Origin of the sequence: Haloarcula sp. CBA1127, assembly GCF_001485575.1 — an archaeon.
In the GTDB taxonomy this organism is placed as follows: Archaea; Halobacteriota; Halobacteria; order Halobacteriales; family Haloarculaceae; genus Haloarcula.
The window spans coordinates 85,430-105,589 of sequence record NZ_BCNB01000005.1 but is presented as its reverse complement, the minus strand read 5'-3'; the positions used below and the strand labels follow the sequence as shown (position 1 = coordinate 105,589).

General features: G+C 49.6%; 14 protein-coding genes and 6 pseudogenes. 8 read left to right on the top strand and 12 right to left on the bottom strand.

The features are described from left to right. The first annotated feature begins 81 nt into the window (after positions 1-81). Both AV059_RS04525 and AV059_RS21945 read left to right on the top strand, forming a co-directional pair. Positions 82-1,050 (top strand): hypothetical protein, encoded by a 969-nt coding sequence (locus AV059_RS04525; protein ID WP_050038723.1) that lies wholly within the window; start codon positions 82-84, stop codon positions 1,048-1,050. A 103-nt stretch (positions 1,051-1,153) separates the two neighbouring features. Further along, complete coding sequence (locus AV059_RS21945) at positions 1,154-1,942, top strand: hypothetical protein (protein WP_154020840.1); 789 nt, start codon at positions 1,154-1,156, stop codon at positions 1,940-1,942. A gap of 501 nt (positions 1,943-2,443) precedes the next feature. On the opposite strand, the gene AV059_RS04520 is transcribed toward AV059_RS21945, so the two are convergent. After that, positions 2,444-3,217, bottom strand: a complete 774-nt coding sequence (locus AV059_RS04520) for a hypothetical protein (protein ID WP_050038657.1) — start codon at positions 3,215-3,217, stop codon at positions 2,444-2,446. Continuing rightward, positions 3,214-4,221, bottom strand: coding sequence for an ABC transporter ATP-binding protein (locus tag AV059_RS04515; protein ID WP_050038656.1), 1,008 nt, complete (start codon positions 4,219-4,221; stop codon positions 3,214-3,216). The genes AV059_RS04520 and AV059_RS04515 overlap by 4 nt, the downstream gene beginning before the upstream one ends. 279 nt (positions 4,222-4,500) lie before the next feature. Between AV059_RS04515 and AV059_RS04510 the strand changes: the two genes are divergently transcribed. The 5 genes and pseudogenes from AV059_RS04510 to AV059_RS04490 all read left to right on the top strand — a co-directional run bounded on the left by AV059_RS04510 (position 4,501) and on the right by AV059_RS04490 (position 9,882). Continuing rightward, on the top strand, positions 4,501-4,716 hold the full coding sequence (locus AV059_RS04510; protein WP_154020839.1) for a hypothetical protein: 216 nt from the start codon (positions 4,501-4,503) through the stop codon (positions 4,714-4,716). Positions 4,717-4,740: 24 nt separating this feature from the next. After that, positions 4,741-5,583, top strand: coding sequence for an SAM-dependent methyltransferase (locus tag AV059_RS04505; RefSeq protein WP_050038654.1), 843 nt, complete (start codon positions 4,741-4,743; stop codon positions 5,581-5,583). Positions 5,584-5,603: 20 nt separating this feature from the next. Beyond that, positions 5,604-7,652 (top strand): prolyl oligopeptidase family serine peptidase, encoded by a 2,049-nt coding sequence (locus tag AV059_RS21510; RefSeq protein ID WP_079980885.1) that lies wholly within the window; start codon positions 5,604-5,606, stop codon positions 7,650-7,652. A 217-nt stretch (positions 7,653-7,869) separates the two neighbouring features. Further along, positions 7,870-8,511 carry a winged helix-turn-helix domain-containing protein gene (locus AV059_RS04495; protein WP_154020838.1) on the top strand — a complete coding sequence of 214 codons (642 nt, stop codon included), beginning with the start codon at positions 7,870-7,872 and terminating at the stop codon, positions 8,509-8,511. A gap of 494 nt (positions 8,512-9,005) precedes the next feature. Further along, positions 9,006-9,882, top strand: a pseudogene (locus AV059_RS04490) (IS1595 family transposase). Positions 9,883-9,985: 103 nt separating this feature from the next. On the opposite strand, the pseudogene AV059_RS04485 reads toward AV059_RS04490, so the two are convergent. Both AV059_RS04485 and AV059_RS21940 read right to left on the bottom strand, forming a co-directional pair. After that, positions 9,986-10,580, bottom strand: a pseudogene (locus tag AV059_RS04485) (IS6 family transposase). Positions 10,581-11,069: 489 nt separating this feature from the next. Further along, positions 11,070-12,119: a hypothetical protein gene (locus AV059_RS21940; protein ID WP_154020837.1), complete on the bottom strand. Its 1,050-nt coding sequence runs from the start codon at positions 12,117-12,119 to the stop codon at positions 11,070-11,072. Positions 12,120-12,223: 104 nt separating this feature from the next. Between AV059_RS21940 and AV059_RS04480 the strand changes: the two are divergent. Then, positions 12,224-13,215, top strand: a pseudogene (locus AV059_RS04480) (transposase). A gap of 1,214 nt (positions 13,216-14,429) precedes the next feature. Here the strand turns inward: AV059_RS04480 and AV059_RS21505 are convergent. The 8 genes and pseudogenes from AV059_RS21505 to AV059_RS04440 form a co-directional block, all read right to left on the bottom strand. After that, positions 14,430-14,631, bottom strand: a pseudogene (locus AV059_RS21505) (IS5/IS1182 family transposase); the annotation flags it as partial. 142 nt (positions 14,632-14,773) lie between these two features. After that, positions 14,774-15,506 (bottom strand): annotated as a pseudogene (locus AV059_RS04475) (tyrosine-type recombinase/integrase); the annotation flags it as partial. Positions 15,507-15,719: 213 nt separating this feature from the next. Further along, positions 15,720-15,953 carry a hypothetical protein gene (locus tag AV059_RS04470; RefSeq protein WP_050038651.1) on the bottom strand — a complete coding sequence of 78 codons (234 nt, stop codon included), beginning with the start codon at positions 15,951-15,953 and terminating at the stop codon, positions 15,720-15,722. Positions 15,954-16,091: 138 nt separating this feature from the next. Further along, positions 16,092-16,832, bottom strand: coding sequence for a hypothetical protein (locus tag AV059_RS04465; RefSeq protein ID WP_050038650.1), 741 nt, complete (start codon positions 16,830-16,832; stop codon positions 16,092-16,094). A gap of 2 nt (positions 16,833-16,834) precedes the next feature. Then, a complete protein-coding gene (locus tag AV059_RS04460; RefSeq protein ID WP_050038649.1) occupies positions 16,835-17,419 on the bottom strand; it encodes a hypothetical protein in 585 nt (194 codons plus the stop codon). Between the two features lie 194 nt (positions 17,420-17,613). After that, complete coding sequence (locus tag AV059_RS04455) at positions 17,614-18,342, bottom strand: hypothetical protein (protein WP_050038648.1); 729 nt, start codon at positions 18,340-18,342, stop codon at positions 17,614-17,616. 382 nt (positions 18,343-18,724) lie between these two features. Beyond that, entirely contained in the window at positions 18,725-19,273 is a 549-nt protein-coding gene (locus AV059_RS04445) for a hypothetical protein (protein WP_050038647.1), read from the bottom strand. Between the two features lie 397 nt (positions 19,274-19,670). Beyond that, positions 19,671-19,922: pseudogene (locus AV059_RS04440) on the bottom strand (integrase); the annotation flags it as partial. Positions 19,923-20,160: the final 238 nt, after the last annotated feature.

Sequence of the window (20,160 nt, the reverse complement as noted above, 5' to 3'; positions counted from 1 at the left end):
ATAGGTATCGTTCCGAATCGCGGTTTATGTCTTGGTCAAATATAAAATTAAATACCTTATCAACACATGAGCAAGAGTTGTATGGACATAGATGTAGTAGATACCCTCCGACAACCAGAATATACTGGCGAGAACCGGTGTGAGCCATGTACAGCCCTCAATCTAGCTATTGCAACGATACTTGGATCTACTATCGCCCGGAAATCAAAATTGGGTGGGATCGTTGGATTCGGTATCTCAGTCGGGTTGATCTATCTGCGCGGCTACCTCGTGCCAGGAACCCCGACACTCACTAAGCGGTATCTTCCTACAGAGGTGCTCCGCTGGTTTGGGAAAGACCCGGAACCCGAGCTGGCTACGGGCTTTGCCGACATCGAGACTGGTGATGACACGTCCTCCAACAGAGCAGCTGTTGGAACCGGGAGTGAGGAGACAGCTGACACAGAAGTGGCTACTGACGACATTGCAACTAACGGACATCACACATCAGCGGATAACCAACCACCATCGGAGGATGATCTTGAACTATTCTTCACTGACCACGGCATACTCGAACCGTGCCCTGATTCAGATGATCTTTGTCTCACAGACTCCTTTGAGACCGCTTGGATAGACGAGGTTGATTCGCTGAATACGACGGAAATCACGGCAGCGTTAATTACGGATACTATTGGGATCGAAACTGAGGGCAAAGAGTTCGAACTCACTGAACAAGGTGATACCAGAATATTACAGACTAATGACCGACTGGTCTCACAGTGGCCCTCCAAAGCAGCGCTTCTCGCGGATATCGCCGCCTGTCACGTACTTCGGTCAGAGCTCACTGGCTGGAGCGACTATCGGCTTGAAAAGAAGGGCCAGATTCTCAATGCGCTCCGAATGTTCATCGAAATCTGCCCGACAACAGGCGGAGACATTCAAATGGGTGAAGAAGTCGTAGAATCTTGCTGTAGTTCACATAAGGTGGTTGCTGTTACTTGCGAGGAGTCCGGTGAGCGACTTTTCGAACATCCACTCCCTGAGGACGATGCAAAGGAGCATCCGTCCTAGTACCTTAATTTCCAGACAAGATGGTTAGATAAAAGGATTGACTGAGGATATATAGGATCGTTTGAGTGAAAGATTGATACCAGCAACGATGGGAGTGTCGAATGTGGATAAGAAAGAGACTGCAATTTGTATACATATTGTAGGAGTTGCCGCAATAGTGTTAGGACTCATTGCACATGGATTGGTCGATCAAACGAGACTCGGATTGGTCTTAATAGGAGGTGGTACTGTGTATGCAGTTGTTGGCGGAGTTGCTGGTCTCACATTAATTCAGGATCAATTCCCGACTTCGTTAGCTGTGGCGACTATTGTGTGTATTGAAGTAATTGTGCTGGCGCTGCCGATTATCCTCATCGAACTGAAAGGGTCGGTATCTCACTGGTTTCAGAGCATTCTCCAGGGTGATCTGAGGCGTCCTGTAACAGCCTTTCCATGGGAGATTGCCTCTGTTAGTGGAGTTGTAGCTTTTATACTTGGATCAGCGCGGCAACGGGCTCTCCAGTGGCTAGCAGTCCTGTTTATAGGATTAGCCTCACTACATTTAGTCCAAAGCTCAATTTTTATTCTTCAGTCAGATTCAATCGTCGCTTGGACTCATTTTGCAGCGATCTATATCGTTGTAGCAGTCACGTTGATTCTATCCCTTCCATTGTATCACCTTGGTCGCCAAGTGAGGTCTACTCAGCCATCTTCATCGCTACCAGCATACACCGCCGGTGTATTTGTGTGCGGACTGTTAGGACTGTCAATGATCATTGCAGTAGCAGTGCATCCAGCGAATCTCCTCTCTTGGACAATAGCTACGGTTGTAGCAATTGCTCTTTTCCCTATCCTTCTCTATTTTGCGTACTATGAGGGTTTGCTCAGCCTTTCAAGAGGCAACCTCGGTTGAGTCAGCGAACAACTCCCAATTATACTACTTTCGCGTAATAGTCACTTGTGCAACTAGCCTGGAACGGTGTCGCCACAGGGTGAACTATTGGTATCGGTATAGATATCCCAGATTCACTCGCGACGTGTCGATGAGTCCAGCCAGAATCGATTTGCGGGCAGGGTGTGCGGGCGAAGAGGCTCGCTGCCACCACCACGGTACTCTCCAGACTGACTAATCTGTGTGACTGTGACTCTCTAAGCGCAACTGTTTGGAGAGTGCCGGACGGCAATCGAAATACTCAATCAGCGCTGATTTATGATCCAATCTGTGGCATCTTGCAACATGAAGAAGCGAAAGGGTATCTCGTAGATTATTCTTACAAGTGTACGCCTGTTATGTCATGCTGATTGTGTTTAAGCATGTAAGTTCAAGCTATAATATATGGGAAATATTAAATGACATTCCATAGCACCGATTCAACGTCTGTATCTAGCACAGTATAAGCCACTGCCCCACTAATTAATAGTGCCCAAGAATACCCTGTTTGCGTGCTTTAGCTGTTCCAACCCGGAAGACAAATACCCCAACCGCTAGGTAGGCAACTGACTGCCCGACCAATACCCCAAGGTCGAATGCTGGAAGGTCCCACACGCGGATTCCATCCGTCATCACTCGTTGCAACAAGTGGCTCCCCAGTGACATTGGAAGAAGCTTCAACAGAGCATACTGCTCGACTGGCAAGGCGATCAGGGCTGCAAACGAGAGTTGGATCAGCGGGAACATCTTCTCAATTTGTTTATAGACAAGCGCCACCCCACCAAAAATGAACCCGAGACCGACCACAGGGAGTAACGTCAGCACACCGAGAACGACAAGCGAAAGCGGTGCAACAAAAAGCCACGCCCCTGTTGTTACCATCATCAACACTAGAAGAACGATGCCGGTAGCAAATGTGCCTAAGAGGTTAACCAGAGTCTTGACCGCCACAACCTCGGTAAAGCCAAATGGAGACATCGACAACTGCTCCAGTGTCCCCCACTGTGCCTCGTCAGTCAAGTCATGTGTGAGATCGGCATATGCCGATACTGCCATCGTGAAGAGGAAATACCCGACGACAAGCAGCCCTACTGACCGTGAAATCAAATCCTCCGCCACAAACCGCCCACCGAAAAAAACGAGTGCGAAAAACACATACAACGTTACGAATCCCACTACTGTATTCACGAGATAGCGACGCGAGAGCGTCACTGATTTACTCGCAATCACTCGAAACAAGGTGAGATGCCGATTCATGGCACAACCTCATCTGGAGACAATGACGAAGCTGTCGTCAGCTTAACGAAGATATCCTCCAGATCGGGCTCGATTTCAGTGAACGACTGGATGGTCGCCTCTGCCGTTCGCAACACGTCGACACACTCGTAGAACTCCTCACTGCCTGCAAGCGTGATCTCGAATTCTATGGAGTCAGCGTCGGTCTGCCATTCAAGAAGCTGGAAGCGGGTATCGAGTTGCTCCCGGAGAGGTGCTGACGGGTTTTCGGTCAGTTGGATACGGTACGATTGGGACTGGAAGACGTCAAGCAAGTTGTCGACGGAATCATCAGCGACGATGTCGCCATCACTGAGGACGATCACACGGTTGCAGACAGCTTCGATGATATCCATATCATGACTCGTAATCACGATAGTTTTGTCCTCTTCCCGGACGAGACGTTGTAATTCGACCTGGAGGTCACGGGTTGTTTCTACATCAAGCCCAAGCATTGGTTCGTCAAGAAAAAGAACGGGCGTTTCGCGGGCGAGTGCACAGCCGAGTGCGACTTTTTGCTTCATGCCACGCGAGAGATTTTTCGCCGGCTCGTCTGCCTTTCGAGTAAGTCCGAGCGTGTTAATAATCTCCTCGTGTCTGTCGACACGTGCCTGCGGGTCGATGCCGTGGAGGCCGGCGAAAAACGCAAGATTTTCCCGGACGCTCAACCGCCAATAGACGTTGCGTGCACCTTCGAGGACAGCGGCCACGTACTTGTATGTGCGTGAACGGGCTTCATGTACAGGAATGCCGTGAATGGAAACACTGCCACGTGTGGGAGTGATGAGCCCGAGAACAGTTTTGACGGTTGTTGTTTTGCCGGCACCGTTTGGGCCGAGGAGTCCAACAATCTGGCCGGGCTGAATATCAAAGGAAACGCCATCAACGGCTGTGACCCGTCCTGCTTCTCCTGTATAATGTTTTGTGAGGTCCGTGACCGAAACTACAGGATCATGTTTTGGAGGCTCAGTTGAGCGGGGGTGCATCGTTTGCGCTCTCCTATTCGGTGGACGCTCTTAAGAATCCATCACCTGAGACTATCTTATCTAAAGCTACGGAAAGATCTGAACGCAGGACGCCCAATCGTTGACTTGACAAATTCGCAAGCCAGTGTGAATGACCGTACCTTTTCAGAGAATAAAATAAGTCCCATAGATTGAAAATACTACCATCGGACGAAAGACTCTCTATCCATTGAGATGAAAATTTCCAGTAATTATAACATCAACCGATTCACACATCAGTTTGCAATGTCGCACCAAACAGTGGTTGACATCATCGAGCGATCGATGAGTGACCTGACCTTCGCGCATCGTTTCAAATCAGATCCGGAAACCATTCTCCAGGAGTATGATGACCTGACTAAAGAGGAGGCTAAAGCACTGAAGTCTGGTAATCAGAACAAGCTGAATGAGATCGTCGAGAAGCGGGCGAACGGTATCCAGATCGCAGGTATCGTCCTGCCATCATCCGAGGCTTGAGAATATAGCCTCATATTTTTATCAATGACTACAAGCACCCAAGAGAACCCAATTGACATATACATCATCGGGACTGGAATGGTGGGCTACACTCAACTCACTCGCGAAGCTGAAAACGCACTCCAAGCTTCTGAGCGGGTCTACCTACTTGACGGTCAACCGATGGTCGAAAACCATATCAAAGAGAATTATACCGAAGATGTAGTTATGCTTAACCGGGAATATAACGAGGGCGAGGACCGGGTTGCTACATACGACCGGATGTCAGAAGAGGTTCTTAGAGGAGCTACTGAGGTCGATGGACCGATTACATTTGCTCTCTACGGGCATCCGATGATATTTGTCAATCCAAGTCGGAGTGTCATTCGACAGGGGCGAGAACAAGGATTGAACGTCGAAGTTCAGCCAGGCATATCTGCTATTGATTGTGTGTATTCAGATATTGCCTTTGATCCTGCGGCAAATGGTGTTCAAATGTTTGAGGCGACTGATTTACTACTTCGAGAATGGGAACTTAATCCGGAAGTTCCAGCAATGATTTGGCAGGTTAGCGTGGTGGAGACAGATCGCCATACAGAAAAGCGAAGTAAAGAAAGTCGATTCACCCGTTTCAAAGAATATCTCCAGAATTTCTATCCGGAGGATCATATCGGGTACTTACTCCAAACAGCTACCTACCCAATTGCTGAATCACAAAAACACGAGTTTGAGCTTTCAAATCTTGAGGAGATGGCTCCGATACTCGACCAGGGTTATTACATTCTGCATCTACCTCCGATCAATGAACGAGACCTCCAAAATGAGGAGCTGTTACAAGAAGTTCGATCAGAAGACCATCTAGAGGAGATAACTGTCAGAGATAGCTAAATAGCCCATTATATTTACTCATGGACAATCCGCCCGAGACAAGACGGTCTAACACGAGCGACATTTTTTATGGTGAGGTCGTCTCTGATCCATACCAATGGCTCGAAAACGAAGACGAAGAAGTTCTCGAATGGGTAAGGAAACAGAATTCCCATACTGAGAATATTCTTTCAACAGAGACCCGGGATTATCTCAAGAAGCAGCCCGAATTCACCACTAATATCCCGGACTCAGGGACAACAAACCCGACAGAAAACGGATATTACCACCTAGGGCGAACAGAAGGTAAGGACCAATCAGAGTTAACGTTTCGACAAACCCTTACTGATTCACCGACGACCATCTGTGACCCAATAGAAGACTTGGATAATGATCTGAGTGCAATTGATTGGTTTGTTCCTTCTCCAAACGGTGAATACGTTGCGTTTGGCGTATCACAGGGTGGTCGTGAGCAGTATGATATTCACGTCGTTCATAGCGGGCGCCAGACTGTGTTGGTAGAGCCCAATTGTGGTAGGACAAACGCTGGTGGGTTTGCGTGGGGTGAAGACGGATTTTACTATCTTCAAACGGAGCCCAGCACCGAGGGACGAATTAAAAAAACCATCGATTACTACGATATAAATACTGCTGAATCTAACACCGTCGTGGATGATATAGCACAACGGTTGTGGCCACAAATTGTTTCACAAAAAGGAGCGGATAACGCGATCGTTGCACTACATGATGGTACGAATCGAACCGAGTTATATCATCTTTCCCCATCCGGGTTCGATCCTATATACGCCAAGAGTGATGATCATTTTAGACCGGTGAAATACACGGACAGCGGTGAAGCGTATCTACTTACCGATGTCCAGTCATTAACCTATGAATTGATTTCTCTCTCCGCTTCCGAAACATATCCTGATAGAGACTCCCTTCAGGCCAACAGTAAGCGTATACTCCAAACCGATCGGATTCTCTGCAACGCCTCGGTGCTTGATGACTATATTGTCGGCCACTATCAAAAGAACGCTAGCACGCGGCTTACCGTTTACAATCGCTCAGGACGATATGCTCAACCGGTGGAATTGCCAGACTATTGTACTCTAATGCCAAATACTTTGACGGCGAGTTCGAACGCATTTGTCTTCAACCTCACATCTTTTGTGGCCTCACCATCCACAATAGAGATTCAGATTAATCAAGTGGCCACTGAGTCTAATTGTGGCCGTTTTCTCTCTAAAACAGTCATAAATGAGCCGGAAATGGATTATCAATCGGAATTTGAGGTCAGTCAGCGCTGGTTTTCAGCTGATGATGGGACTGAGATTCCATTCTTTATTGTTTATAATAAAGGTATAGATCTTGCGACTCCTAACCCAGCCCTGATTAACGTTTATGGTGGATTTGGCGTGACGATGACTCCGAGCTTTGATCGGTTTATCATTCCGTTTCTTCGTGACGGTGGTATCTATCTACAGCCCAATATTAGAGGAGGGGGTGTGTTCGGAGAATCGTGGCATCAACAGGGAATGCAAGATCAAAAACAACGGACTTTCGACGACACAATCAATTTCGCCGAACATCTCATCAAGAACAGCTATACCAAGCCTGAAAAGCTGGCAATCACCGGCGAGAGCAATGGTGGGCTTACTGTTGGCGCGACTGTAATGCAACGGCCAGAACTATTTAGCGCCGCTATCTGTGAGGTCCCTCTCCTAGACATGGTCCGATTTGACCAGATTGGTATCGGGGAAACTTGGGTCTCGGAGTATGGTGATCCGAATGAGGAATGTGCGTATCGGCATCTGAAATCATATTCTCCATATCACAGCATCAGCGAGGCTGAATATCCTACAATGCTATTTCGTACTGCTCTCGGTGATACACGTGTCCTTCCATACCATGCTTGGAAAATGGCTGCAAAGATGCAGGCAAAGGCGCAAGGAGATAATCCAGTCCTTCTCCGGACTACAGAAGATGCAGGTCATGGCGTAGGAACCTCAACACATGGGAAACTGACCAACGAACTTGATAAGTGGACAGTCATTTTTGAGAATATAATGGAAAAAAGTAAGGGTTGACTGGATAGAAGTATAATATAATTTAAGATAAAACTAATGTAATCTGATGTCAATTCATACTATGGTACCTCCATCCCCCTCCCTTGCGAAGTTCATTTCTGAGGTCCATCAACGTGCTGACTTCTTCGACTTCTTGTCGAACTCGTCTGCTAGCCAGAAGGAACTTAACCAAGAGCTGGACAAGTCACAATCTACAATTTATCGTGGACTCAACTCTATGGAGGAATATGGCTTAATAGAGAAACAAGATGATGGGTATCAACTAACCCCATTTGGAATGTTGATTTTCGAGGAATATCGTCGGTTCTCAAAGACGATAAACTCCATATTTCAAAATAGGGAAGTATTCGATACAAAACAACCGATCAACAAAGTTCTCCACCCATCTCTTTTCCAAGGAGCGGAGATTATATCAACCAATAATCATGTAGTGGAAGAGATATATAAGAAGTTGCAATCGTCCGTTTCTGAAGCCACACATATCTATGGGGCTTTACCAACAATCTTCCCTAGTCAAGTTGATCTCCATCTTGAGAAGACTACTGTTGATGACTTGACCGCTGAATTTATTCTCCCACACAGAGCAATCGAATATCTCCAATCTAATTTTAACGGGAAGATAGATACACTCTATAACAGTGGAGATTACTCGATACGGGTCAGTCAAGAGGCTCCCCCAATTGGACTTATTACTGTCTTAGAACCAACTAAAAAAGTAGTCATAGTCATTCACGATGAGATCGGGACGATTCGAGGGTTAGTCGTTTCGGAGAATCTGGAGTCTATTAGATGGGCGAAAGACACCTACCAAGATTTCCGAGAAGATTCTATCAGCTTTGAAGCTTACACTACTACATAGAGACTTTGATATGTCATAAGATTAGCAATCAGATACAGTGAGGGGGAGTCTCTGTCCGAGTCGGACTGAATCGTAATCGTCGTTCCGATTTCAGGGAGTCTCGGGGCGTACGATCTATTGTTCGGTGGGCGCATATCGTCATTACTGGCGTCCCAACCGCTGTGGCGACGGGGCCGGGTGACCGAGTATGCGGCGTTTACACTCCCCAAGTTGAGACTACAACGGGTTTAGCGGGGCTGTAATGCGTGTATTTGGACGAATCATCGGTCGGAAATCACTCCAGGTTAGCTCTCAATCACTCGATTCTGTTGTACAACTGATTGTATCGCCGAATTTCGAAGACTTCCAAGAGTGTAGCCACTCAGACACCGCGCTACCCCAGATCGAGTTATCTCTACCTCATTCCAGTCTCCTTCTGCAACGTTGGTCAGGACCCAGCAGTAACTGGAAATCACATCAGGCAAGGATGACGCGACCACGCCACCCGACGAACGATGATGCCAATCAAGACACTCGTCTCGGAGCGTCGCGCCGCGATCTGTGCAAGCAGGTTCGCTGGCGTGACGGCGTCTATTGCCCACGCTGTCTTGGTGAATCTATGATTCGGTACGGCAGCTATCGGGCATTTCAGCGATACCGCTGTAAGAATTGCGACCGCACGTTCAACGATCAGACTGGCACCGTTGTCGAACACTCAGCAGTCTCACTCCAGAGGTGGCTTCTCGCCATCTACACCTACATCCGCTCAACATCAGTCTTCGCCAGCTAGACGTGGAGATCGATGTCTCCTACAAGACAGTGTACCGTGGCGTCCAACGCTTCTTACGGGCGCTGGACGCGCCTCACCCACAACTCGAAGGCCCAGTTAAGATCGACGAACTGTACGTGAAAGTCGAAAAAAGGTCCCGGGCGCGACCGACCGTCGCACTCGCGTGACCTGTCCATGTGCGGATGGGGATCGTACGAATAGGATAAGCTACCCGTATTTATTCTTGCGGATCGCGGTACCGGCGACCGCTACGTGATCCCAGCGAAAGGCGCCGACGAATCGACGATTCGACTCCTACTTGTTGACCGGAAAGAGGAGTGGTTGACTGTCTACACGGACGGCTTTCAGGCGTACGAATCACTCGACGAAGACGATGCATTCGAGCGCGAATACGTCGTCCACAGAGACGGTGAATACGTCGACGACAATGTGCACGTCAATACCTGCAAGAGCCCGGATCGGTGGCGCGATCAGCTCTCGCCCCATCGAGGCGTCTCTAAGGACAACCTCAGCCGTATCACAGAGCATTCCAGCTCCGTCGACACGTCTATCGAAAACCGATGAAAGGAACACTGAGAACCATCCTCCAAACTGCGCTATGATTTACCAACAATCTACGCTTCAAGAGCGAAGAAAAAATATCTGCTGCTCAAACGATGGTAGTGTTTAGTCAGTAGCATTAAGCCATCGAGCGAAGGTCTGCAACTAGTTTTCGGCGGTTTCCGGTTCGACGTGCCTGAAGCAGTTTGAAAACGACAAGGTTCGGCCCTTCAGCTCTCGAAAAATCCGTTCGACAGCGTTCCGATTTCCGTGGCGACACATCTGAAATCGGAGTCCAGCTCGTTGCAGTGCAGTTTGAAGGTGTTGAGCGCCATCGACGAGAAAGACGGCAGTTTCGACATTGTGTTTGTGCCGAAGTTCGCTCAGGAAAATTCTGTGAGGGTGGTCGTAGTCGTCGCAAACAGCCGAACGTGAAGCAGTTCGTTTGACCGCGGATCGGCAGCGGCGTACAGCCAGAATTGCTGATCGTTGATTTGAATCACTGTTTCGTCCAGTGCAATCTGATTCGGAGATTTCCCGGATTCTGGCTGTAGATCGGCCTTCTGCACCCAATCGTGGACGGCTTTGCGACTACGTTGACGCCCAGATCTTCGAGTAATTCGACGGTATTCGACAACGACAGTCCTGCAACATGCGATTGAATACCCAACGCCATCGCCGACTCGGGTGTCCGCTCGCGCTCCACAAAATCCAAATCAATCCAGTCTCTATGTCCGCTGAGGCGGCTGATTTCTGTCATGAACCAGCAAGAAACCCGTCCGCCTCACTTTTCACGCTTAACTAAACACCGCTGAAACGATTTTACGAAAGATTATATGACTTTGATACTGTTATTCGATCTTGTCTAATTAATCACGTCTCATAATCTAATGTACTTCATGAGGGCCCAAAAACCCAAAATAAGATATCCGATCTGGATATATTTGGGCCCAGAATTAAAATAGATAGAGAAAGAGCCTACCAAAAAAAATCCTAAGCTAGTAATTATAAGACCCTGCTTTTTTTCCATACTAGTAAATATAGAAGATTGATATTAAAAATACCGATCCAAATACACCCTTACGTCCTCATACTACTATTCACAAGGAAATACATCCGCTCAAAGGGTTCCTATATATTACGTACAAGATTCATATAACACAAAATTGATAACAAAAAGTGGGCGCCTCTTCAGAAAATAAAGGGTTATGCTACAAAGTCAGTGACTGGAGAATATCATAAAGTCAGGTTAGCACTCTGGGTAGTTATAGCTCTCTTTAGTTGGGGCCTTTTGGACTCCACATTTTGATATTGCCATAACATGTTCAGATGTAAGCTCGGAACAAGGATCGTCAACTTGTCTGGGTGCTTGTTCCTCCAGCCACTCCTTTTCAAAGGAGATACGCCCCTCATAAACAGTATTACACGAGATACAGTCCACCAGAGAGGCACCATTTAGGCTGAGACCAGCTAGACACAGTAGTCCACCACCAGCTAGACAGCTAACGACAGTGACAACCGTACCTGCATAAGTTTTGATTATACACTCCGTATCGACACACGGTTCGTCTAGGGACGGAGTATCGTATACCTTAGCATCCACCTCACAATACTCTGTTGATTGAGTGGTGGCTTTGGAATTTGTGTCTGTTTTATATCTAGGCTCCTCGGAAACTATTGTGTCTGACTGTACCTGATTGTTGCCCACGTAATGGACAGTCACTTGATCGAAAAGCGAACTACTCGTACTTTCTGATTCTTTATCAGATGAGTGGTCATATTTAAAATGTATTAGTTCTGGCCGGTTTACACTCCCCACAAGAGCTGATTGCACCTCTTCATCCACATTCACATCGAAATGAAGGTACATTTCGTCAGCATCGGCCGACTCTGGGTCGTCTCGGTTCTCCTGGTCTCCGTCCTTACCTCTTCCACGTTTTTCTAGACTTTCAAATGTGATGACAGCTGTATCGATCGTTCCGGTCTCATCTTGTGTTTCGACAGTCTTTCTCACCACACTCATTTCGTTTGACTGTGACCTCCAGCCCATTCTAGATGCTTCCTGAATTAATCTCTTTACATCCTCATTAGACATGACGTCTTGTCGGGCTTTTACCAGACTCTTACCTTCTAACTCTTCCATTTCAACCACTTCACTCTCCTTCGGAGAGCTATCGCCCGACTTCGCTGATCCAATTCCCGTCATTGATAGAGTTATGCCACCCGCTCCCATGGCCTGAAGAATTTTTCTTCTCTTCACATTATCTACATTAGCGTTTTTGTATATAAAGTCTATCATTTCTCCCGATGCTAATAATGTTAGTTATCTTTGCATATAAATCCCTTCTTTAAGCGAGCCTGTTATAGAATACGTCACGTGCGAAGCAGCAGGGTTTGGAAACCGTGTCCACGAACTCTAAATCCCTGCAGAACATAAATACGGTCAACGAGTTCTTAAATGCAGCGGCTACCGAGAAAGTTCCGCTGTTTGTATCTTGACTTGGGTTTCTACTGGAGTACGACGTGTTCGCCCCAGCGGAGACAGGGCGAACACGAGATCTTGAACCACCCGAACTGATGTGTGGCTTCCTTCACTGCTACTACAAAGACATCTACGGTATTCGACCCGTTGAGCGAGAGCTTCGGAAGCGATTGTTCAGTTGTGCTGTGGCTTCGATCGACCGCATCTCTCGACGGCGGTCCATCGTTTCCTTATTGATCTTGAACACATGGTTGGCGATGTCCTCATCAGTCTCGTCGAGCAGACTGCCGCCCGCGGCCTGCTCGACTTGACCCACAGCATCGATTCGACTGATGTGAGAGCGATGCCAACCGACCCAGACGCCTCAAAGTGCTATGATCCAACCGAAGACCAATACAACTACCACTACGGCTGTACGATCGTCTTAACCAGGCAAGAGATACCAATCGCAGCGGAGTTCACAGAGAGCAAACAAGCACCAGAAGAGACGGCGATACGTGCCATACGTGACGCGCTCGCCGTCGCCACGGTGATCTGGATGGTCAGTGACAGTGCCTACGATACGCTCGACTGGCACGACCCCTGCAGCTAGTAGGTGGTCGTGCCAGTCGCTCCCTACAACGCGCGAAACACCGCCGACTCGAAAGATATCGAATATAGGGTCGAAGACCACATCACCGAACACAGTGAAGACGTTCAGCTGAAACAATCGATCGACGAAATGTATAATCGCCGCACTGGAGTTAAACGAACCAACGAATCAGTGAAGGACTGCGGCCTCGGGCGTGTGTTCGCCCGAGGCCGCGTCCACGCACGGGTACAGGTTTATCATCGGGCAGTGTCTGCGTCTCGTCATCGCAATCACCACTACGAACGGGGAGACAATCCGGGTAATACCGTGATCACGGTGTGAGGACTCTTTTGTGACAGCATCTAATTAAAATCCTAATCCATATTTCTACTAAACTCGAATATACACGGAGAACTCGTGGAGATAGCCCAAAACTGGCAGTCAGTCGTTACGGAGCCCGTCCTTATCAATCCATCCTTGTCTGTTATTTGAATTGTGCTTGAGAAAACAAGTTTAACCAATTGTTGCCTTAAATAACAAGTGTACATGCATTATTTTGAGTGGGTTGGTAACAAGTCTGAAAGTGATATTCTGAGTGTGTAAGCCGGAAACTCCACCAGAGTACGAGATTTCGGAATATCAAATTCGACCACGCTATAACGCTAGTAATAAATTTGATTGTCGATATCAGTGTTTTAGCTATCGATAAGCTCACTACATATCTGAAATAGTCGGCTTAGAGAATATCGTGGCGGCTAAAATCCATACCTTCCGTATTTAGAACTACGATAAGTATTTAGCTAATGTCGGGGGCTGATCTCGCCCCGAATTAGTTAGGAGGCAACGCATAGAGCGTACTCCCTCATCTCTCTGATCCTGACCAATGCAAATGATGTTGGTTTGTAGCACTTATATATCACGGAAACATGGGTGGAAGATGAGACTACGGCGGGTTTAGCGGGGCTGTAATGCGTGTATTTGGACGAATCGTCGGTCGGAAATCGCTCCAGAATAGCTCTCAATCACTCGTCCCTATTGCACTACTGACCATATCGCCGAATTCCGGAGACTTTCAGTAGTGTAGGCACTCAGGCGGCCCGCTAACCCAGATAGAAAATCCCATGATCCGATTCCTGCCTCCTTCTTCAGCGATGTAAACGTGTTATACCTTTAATCCGCGGCGAGTGTTCATACTCACCGGTCAGTTCCACCTTCGACTCCCTGCCAAGTAGATCCACCGGACGCCGGCTCGTGAGGATCAAGCACGCGTTTGACGACGCCGTGTACGCGAACTTTGTACAGTGAACTTCTTTAGCATAGGTTGATATGTAATTTTCATGTCAGTAAGTAGATGATGAAGCAGTGAAATCACACTACTTCTGGCGATTCGCCACGGCCGTTTGAATGAAACTGCGGGAAGCATAGCCGTATGCATCGAGAGCACCAGTCTCAACTAGTGTACACTCTCTTGTCCTGTGAAGGTGCCACAAGTTGGGTCACATACGGGACCCTTCTCGGTCACGGCTGGTCGGTCATAGCTTGGTTGGCTCTGTTGAAATCCTCTGGATCTCGATTAATTCGTCAAGGAGCGTTCGATACGTCGTATTCTTCCGAACCTGAGACAGAGGAGGACGATGTGTTGATGAAGTGTGTACACCGTTTCGAGAATTTCGATGAGTAACGAGCGACAGCTTCCCGAGCCAAGTGATATGTTTGCTCAACAAACCGTAGCAACTGTGACTTTGGGAGGGCCTGCATTCGGTCAAACCACTGCTCAATCATGTAAATCTGCAATGATTTCAACAGAGCCACTGAACCCGTAATTGTGATCTGGGGTGACAGGCACGGATCGCACTCCAGAGCTCGAACTACTCAGCACCCTTTGCAATAGCTGTATCTTTCACTGCTTTCCAATAATATCGTTCGCTTCATCGCGCGTCCGCTTCGCGGCCTCCTGTGCGTAGCCCTTGTGGGTCGTCTCGATAGATTTCTCGTCCAAGTCCACGGCGGGCACCGTGTGTCTTCAGTGGCTCCTTGAAGTCATACTCAGACCACTCACAGAGATCGGCGAGGATATCCCGAGCTGATTGCGTTGTGATCGACGGCGTCGGGTCAAGTGCTTTCGCCGCGTTGTCGAGTCTTGGGAAGACGGCCTCATTCTCGTCGGGCTCTCGAAGTTGCTTCCAGCGCCGGAGTGGGTGAAGCGCGTCGTCGAGAATCGGTGCAGACTCTCTGGTTCGGTTTTTTCCGAACACCTGCATCGTGCCAGCATCGAGGTTGACGTGACGCCACCGCAGGCCGTTCCGTTCCTCATCGTCAGAGACAGCGACGAGTTCTGCGCTGCGGGCTCCGGAGTAGGCGAGTAAGAAGACGAGCGCCTGGTCGCGATAGGCCGCCGTGCGGTCGACACTGTCACTTTTGCCGGCTTTGTCGACGCGGGCAGTGGCAGTCGCGCAAATGGCTTCGCGGTCGCGTGTGCTCCAGTATTGCTGGTCTGTTTCAGTCTCGTCGGTCGGAAGCGGGCCTTCGGCGTGGTTGGTCTTGGCTGGGTTCGTCGGAATCAGGCCCTCGTAGACGGCCCAGGTGAGAAACGAGCGGACATAGGCGAAGTACCGCCGTGCTGTTTCCGGCGAGGGCGACAGTCCCGGCGGCAACGGCGAGACCGCCAGAGAGTCCGACTGCGGTGGCAGCGGCTCCGGCCACTGCGCCCCCGGCTGGCCCCATCATCTCCCCGAGGAGTTTGCGGCCCGACTGCATTGAATCCTGTTCGTAGTCTCCCACGCCGACCGCATCGTGATTTGAGTCCATTAATCAGAACTGGTGTCTCAAGCGGAGCCGTTGGTTCACTACTCCATATGCCTGTCATCCCAGACGTTGGTCACCGCCCCTCCAAGCATGACGAGAACCGCCCATTGAAGCGTCCAGATAAGCCCGATTACGGTGCCAGCGATGATCAATAAGAGCGAGACAATCATGTCGGGAACTTCGGGCCTGTCAGTCAAGTGCCGAACGTACATTCCGGTCCCAATAAACTGTGCCACTGCGAGCAGCCCAAACAGCCCCCAACTGTATTCGACCATTAATTCAATACAGTATTTATTTCGGAATATAATTGCCGATATTATGCTGCTAGAAACTCTGATTGCGTCTGTCTCTTTGCATCAGTGCCAACGAGTCGGCCAGTCAGTATTGGCCCCATCGCTTATTCAGGTCGTGTATCAGCCATCCGGCCGGGAGACAAGTCCATCGTGGAGAGTCGCCGTTTTACCGATGCCTTCGACTTGGTATTCGGTGGGTGGTTCTTCGCCCATGTTGAGATAGATATCCCGAATCTGGCACATGAGATTGCTGACGACGAGTGCCTGGAATGACTCGGGGAACTCGAAATCGTCACGTTCGAACGTTAGTGCTGGGAGCGTGACGACATGCGAGTCAGCGTGTGCAGGTTCATCAACATCTCGCTTCGTTACCTGCGTTTCCCCATTCTTGTCCGTGTATTGAATGGTTGTTGCTGAGGACCCGATAAACTCATTATCATCTGAAATGTGGATGAGTTTTCGAATGCGGTCAACAGATTGGACATCGTCGTCGATACGCTCGCCCGTGTGGTCCCGAACGGCGTCGTAATACTCGCGAAAGTGTTCAGCAAATGTCTCCGTGGGCAGGGTACGCATAACTTCCATCGCTCGCTCTATCTCGCCCGGGAGCCAGGCCGGGTCTTCAATAATGTCTTCGTCCTCGAAGTGAGCGTGTGCTGCGTATTCAGCGCGTATGCGGACCTGCTGCATGATCCGCTCTTGTTCGTCCGTGCGCTCTGAAGCCTCAAGAGGGTATACGTCTTGTCCGTGGAATTCTACATCGCCGTTCCAGTCCAACTCGAGAAGATGTTCGTCACCGTTTTCATCGTATACTCTAACGCCGATTATGTCATCTTTTGTACCTATTATTTCAGTTTCCATAGTTATTTTTCCTCGTTATTGTTGAGCGAAAACTCATCCTTTCTAGCGCTTGTTTTAGCATCGCCAGTCGCTTTCTGAGTATCGTCGCCCCCGTAGGAGAAGCCAACCCAATCGCGGACACTGTCGGCGACATTGCTGGCGTCTTTCGGGACTTCGTTTGTGATGCCATCCAAGCTCTGGTAGTCTCTGTCGAGTTTATCGAGACCAATGGACTTGGCGACTCCGCTCCCGAAGCCGCCTGCGCCGCCGATGGCCGCAGCGGCGGCAATGGCGGGGAGGCCACCACTAGCCGTCCCAAGCATGAGACCTGCACCAGCAATCCCGCCTTTTGCGATTGACTTGAACGCACCTTTCTTGCCGCCGGCTTTGAGGTGGTCGCTGAAGTCTTTGTCGCCAATTTCGCCGATGCCTTCGCTCAGTGCATCGATGTCGTCGTTCTCGAAGGCTTGTTCGATAATTTCTTGTTGGACCTCCTCTGATTTCTGGCGGAACTCGTAGCTGCTCATCTCGTCGAGGTCATGTTTCTGTGCAAGGTCCTCATCCGTCCCGTGGCCCAGTTTATCCCTGATGTCCCGAACGGACTCCATCTGGTATGAGGAGTCGCTGACCGACGGCCCTGATGGCTGTGAGTCAGCACTGCCACCATCCGGAGCCACTGCTGAGGTGGCTGACAGCTCTTGAGCCGTGGTATCGGTCGCTGCTGAACCCGGCTGGCCGTCAGTAGAACAGGCAATATTGGATCAGACTATCAGTAGTCGCAGATGGATTCAACACACTACTGTTAGGTCTCGCCGATACCGTCGCCGTGGATATTGAGCTTGCCGACGCCCTGGATTTTGTACTCGTCTGGCGGTTCTTCACCCATGTGGAGGTAGATATCTCGGATCTGAGCGAGGAGGTGGGTCAGAACGAGCTTGTGGAACTCCTCTTGGTAGTCGAAGCCTTCGCCGATGTCTAGTGCGGGTATCACACAGAGGATGAGACTGTCGTCTAACTCTCGTGTCTGGCCGACAGTCCCATCGCTGCCGTCCGGTCGTTCATAGCTCAGCACAACATCAAGCACTTCATCGATACGGTTCTCCGGCGTGATGGTGAACGCTTTGTAGATACGCGCCGACTCGACAACGACGGACTCCCGAGGTTCAGAGGCGTATCCAGCGGGGTCGTCTAACGCCTCGTAGAAATCCCGGAACTCCCGGTGGAAATCATCGAGTTGGTACGCTTTCAGCGCTTCTATTCCCCGCTTGATATGGTCTGGGTCCCACATCGGCTCCAAGATGTCCGCCTCCGGAAACTCCTGCTGAGCAGCGTACTTCGCTCGTTCCTCGACTTGGGACATGATTCGCTGTTCTTCCTCGGTTCGATCTTCAGGTTCGTGGGGGTAGTCGTCTGTTCCATGGAAAGCTACCTCCCCATCCCAGGTGATCTCTATAGGGTGTCTGAAATTATTTTCATCATACACGCTGACACCAATGCTTTCCTCGTCATGTCCATCGTATTGTGTTTTCATGGTTGTTAATCGAATTTATAATCGTCCACACTGGACCCAGTTTTAGCACCACCAGAGTGGTCGCTGGACTGAACCCCACCGGTGGCGGCATCCCATCCAATTCTCACGTCACTGGCCCACATATCAGCTTTGGTGGTGACGGTGTCGACGGTGTCGGCAAAGCGAGTGCGGACATCGTCGGGCAGACGTTTGGAAATGCCGTCACCGTAGCGCTCGACAGATTTCTGTGTGGCCCAGCCTGCGGCGCCGCCCATGAGCGCGCCCGGAATGCCGCCAACCGCGCCGCCAATGAGCGCACCGACCTCTTTGCCGACGACAGATTTGAGCGCTTCGGCTGCGAGGCTCTGGCCAACGGAGCCGTCCTCGTGTTTACTGTTGAGTTCTACGTTGCACCGATACCATCGCCGACGATATTGAGTTTGCCGATACCTTCGACGCGATACTCTGCCGGTGGGTCTTCGCCCATGTTGAGGTAGATATCCCGAATTTGGGCCATCAGGTGTGACATAATCACATCAGTGAATTCTTCTTCATACTCGAACCCGTCAGCGAATTCCAGTTCCGGCATCGCGAAGATGAGTTCCTTGTTGGGGTACGACGGATTGGAGCCGATGCGGTGCTCACTACCATCGGTGAGTTTGTAGTCGATAACCACGTCTGATACGTCGAGTACTTCGCTATCATCGAAGTGGACGGCTAAGTTGACGATAATTGACTCTTGATTGACGGGACTATCGTCGATGTACTGCATCGGGTCTCTGAGCGCTTCGTAGTACTCTCGGAAATCTTCTAAGAATTGTTCCATGGGGTAGTTGCTGAATGCCTCGATACCAGCCTTGATGTGTTCTGGCCGCCACATCGGGCTCAGGATATCCGCCTCTGGGAACTCCTGTTGGGCTGCAAACCGTGCGCGGGCTTCGACCTGAGTCATTATTCGCTGCTCTTCCTCGGTTCGATTTTCTTTTTTAAATGGATACGAATTCTCGTCAAGTGTGTGCTTCTCAACATTTCCTGTCCATTCTACATTAACTATGTGACGAACATCTCGTTCGTCATACACTTCTACGCCGATGGCCTGATCATCGTGACCTAGTATGTCTATTCTCATTTTTATCAAATGATGTTTCCCTAATCAAACCGGTTACTGCTGTGCTTGCCTCCGTTCCCTGCAGCCCCTTGCGCCTCTTCGGCAGCCACTCTGGATTGAGCCATGCTTTCCTTGAAGTCTGAGTAGGCGTCAACGGTCAGGTCTGAGACAGCAGAGGCCGTGTTGGAAATGCCGTCCCGAAGGCCTTGCTTGTTCATTTGTTTTCCAGCGAAGGTGATTGTTCCGGCGAGATATCGTCCCGATCGTCGGCTCGGGCTAGATCACGAGCGTACTGCCGGCAGAGATCATCGTCAATGTGCTTGGGGTTGGTGATACCATGCTGGTCCCGACTCCATGCCGCGAACTTTCGCAGCACGCTTGCGACGTTTGTTCGGTAGCGCCCGGAGTCGATATCGACCAGTCGTTTCTCGATGGCTGTTTCGAGGGCGTCATCCCCGGGCGTAGCGTCGTACTCAGGCGGAAGACGATCCATGCTTCCCGTACAGCGGCGGTCCGGGTAAAACTGGTGGTGCTTACTGCGGTAATACAAACCTAAACCCAAAACCAGAATTTCGGTATTTCAGCACCCTCTATGCTGCTTAGAATAGATATACTGATATTGATAAAGTGTATATTGCTATACCGAATTTTCGTGTTTGAAAGTTCACAGTTTCGGAGGATAGGTCCGTTTTGGCGCAAATCTACGCTGACCCGCGGTTTTCTCGGCGGTC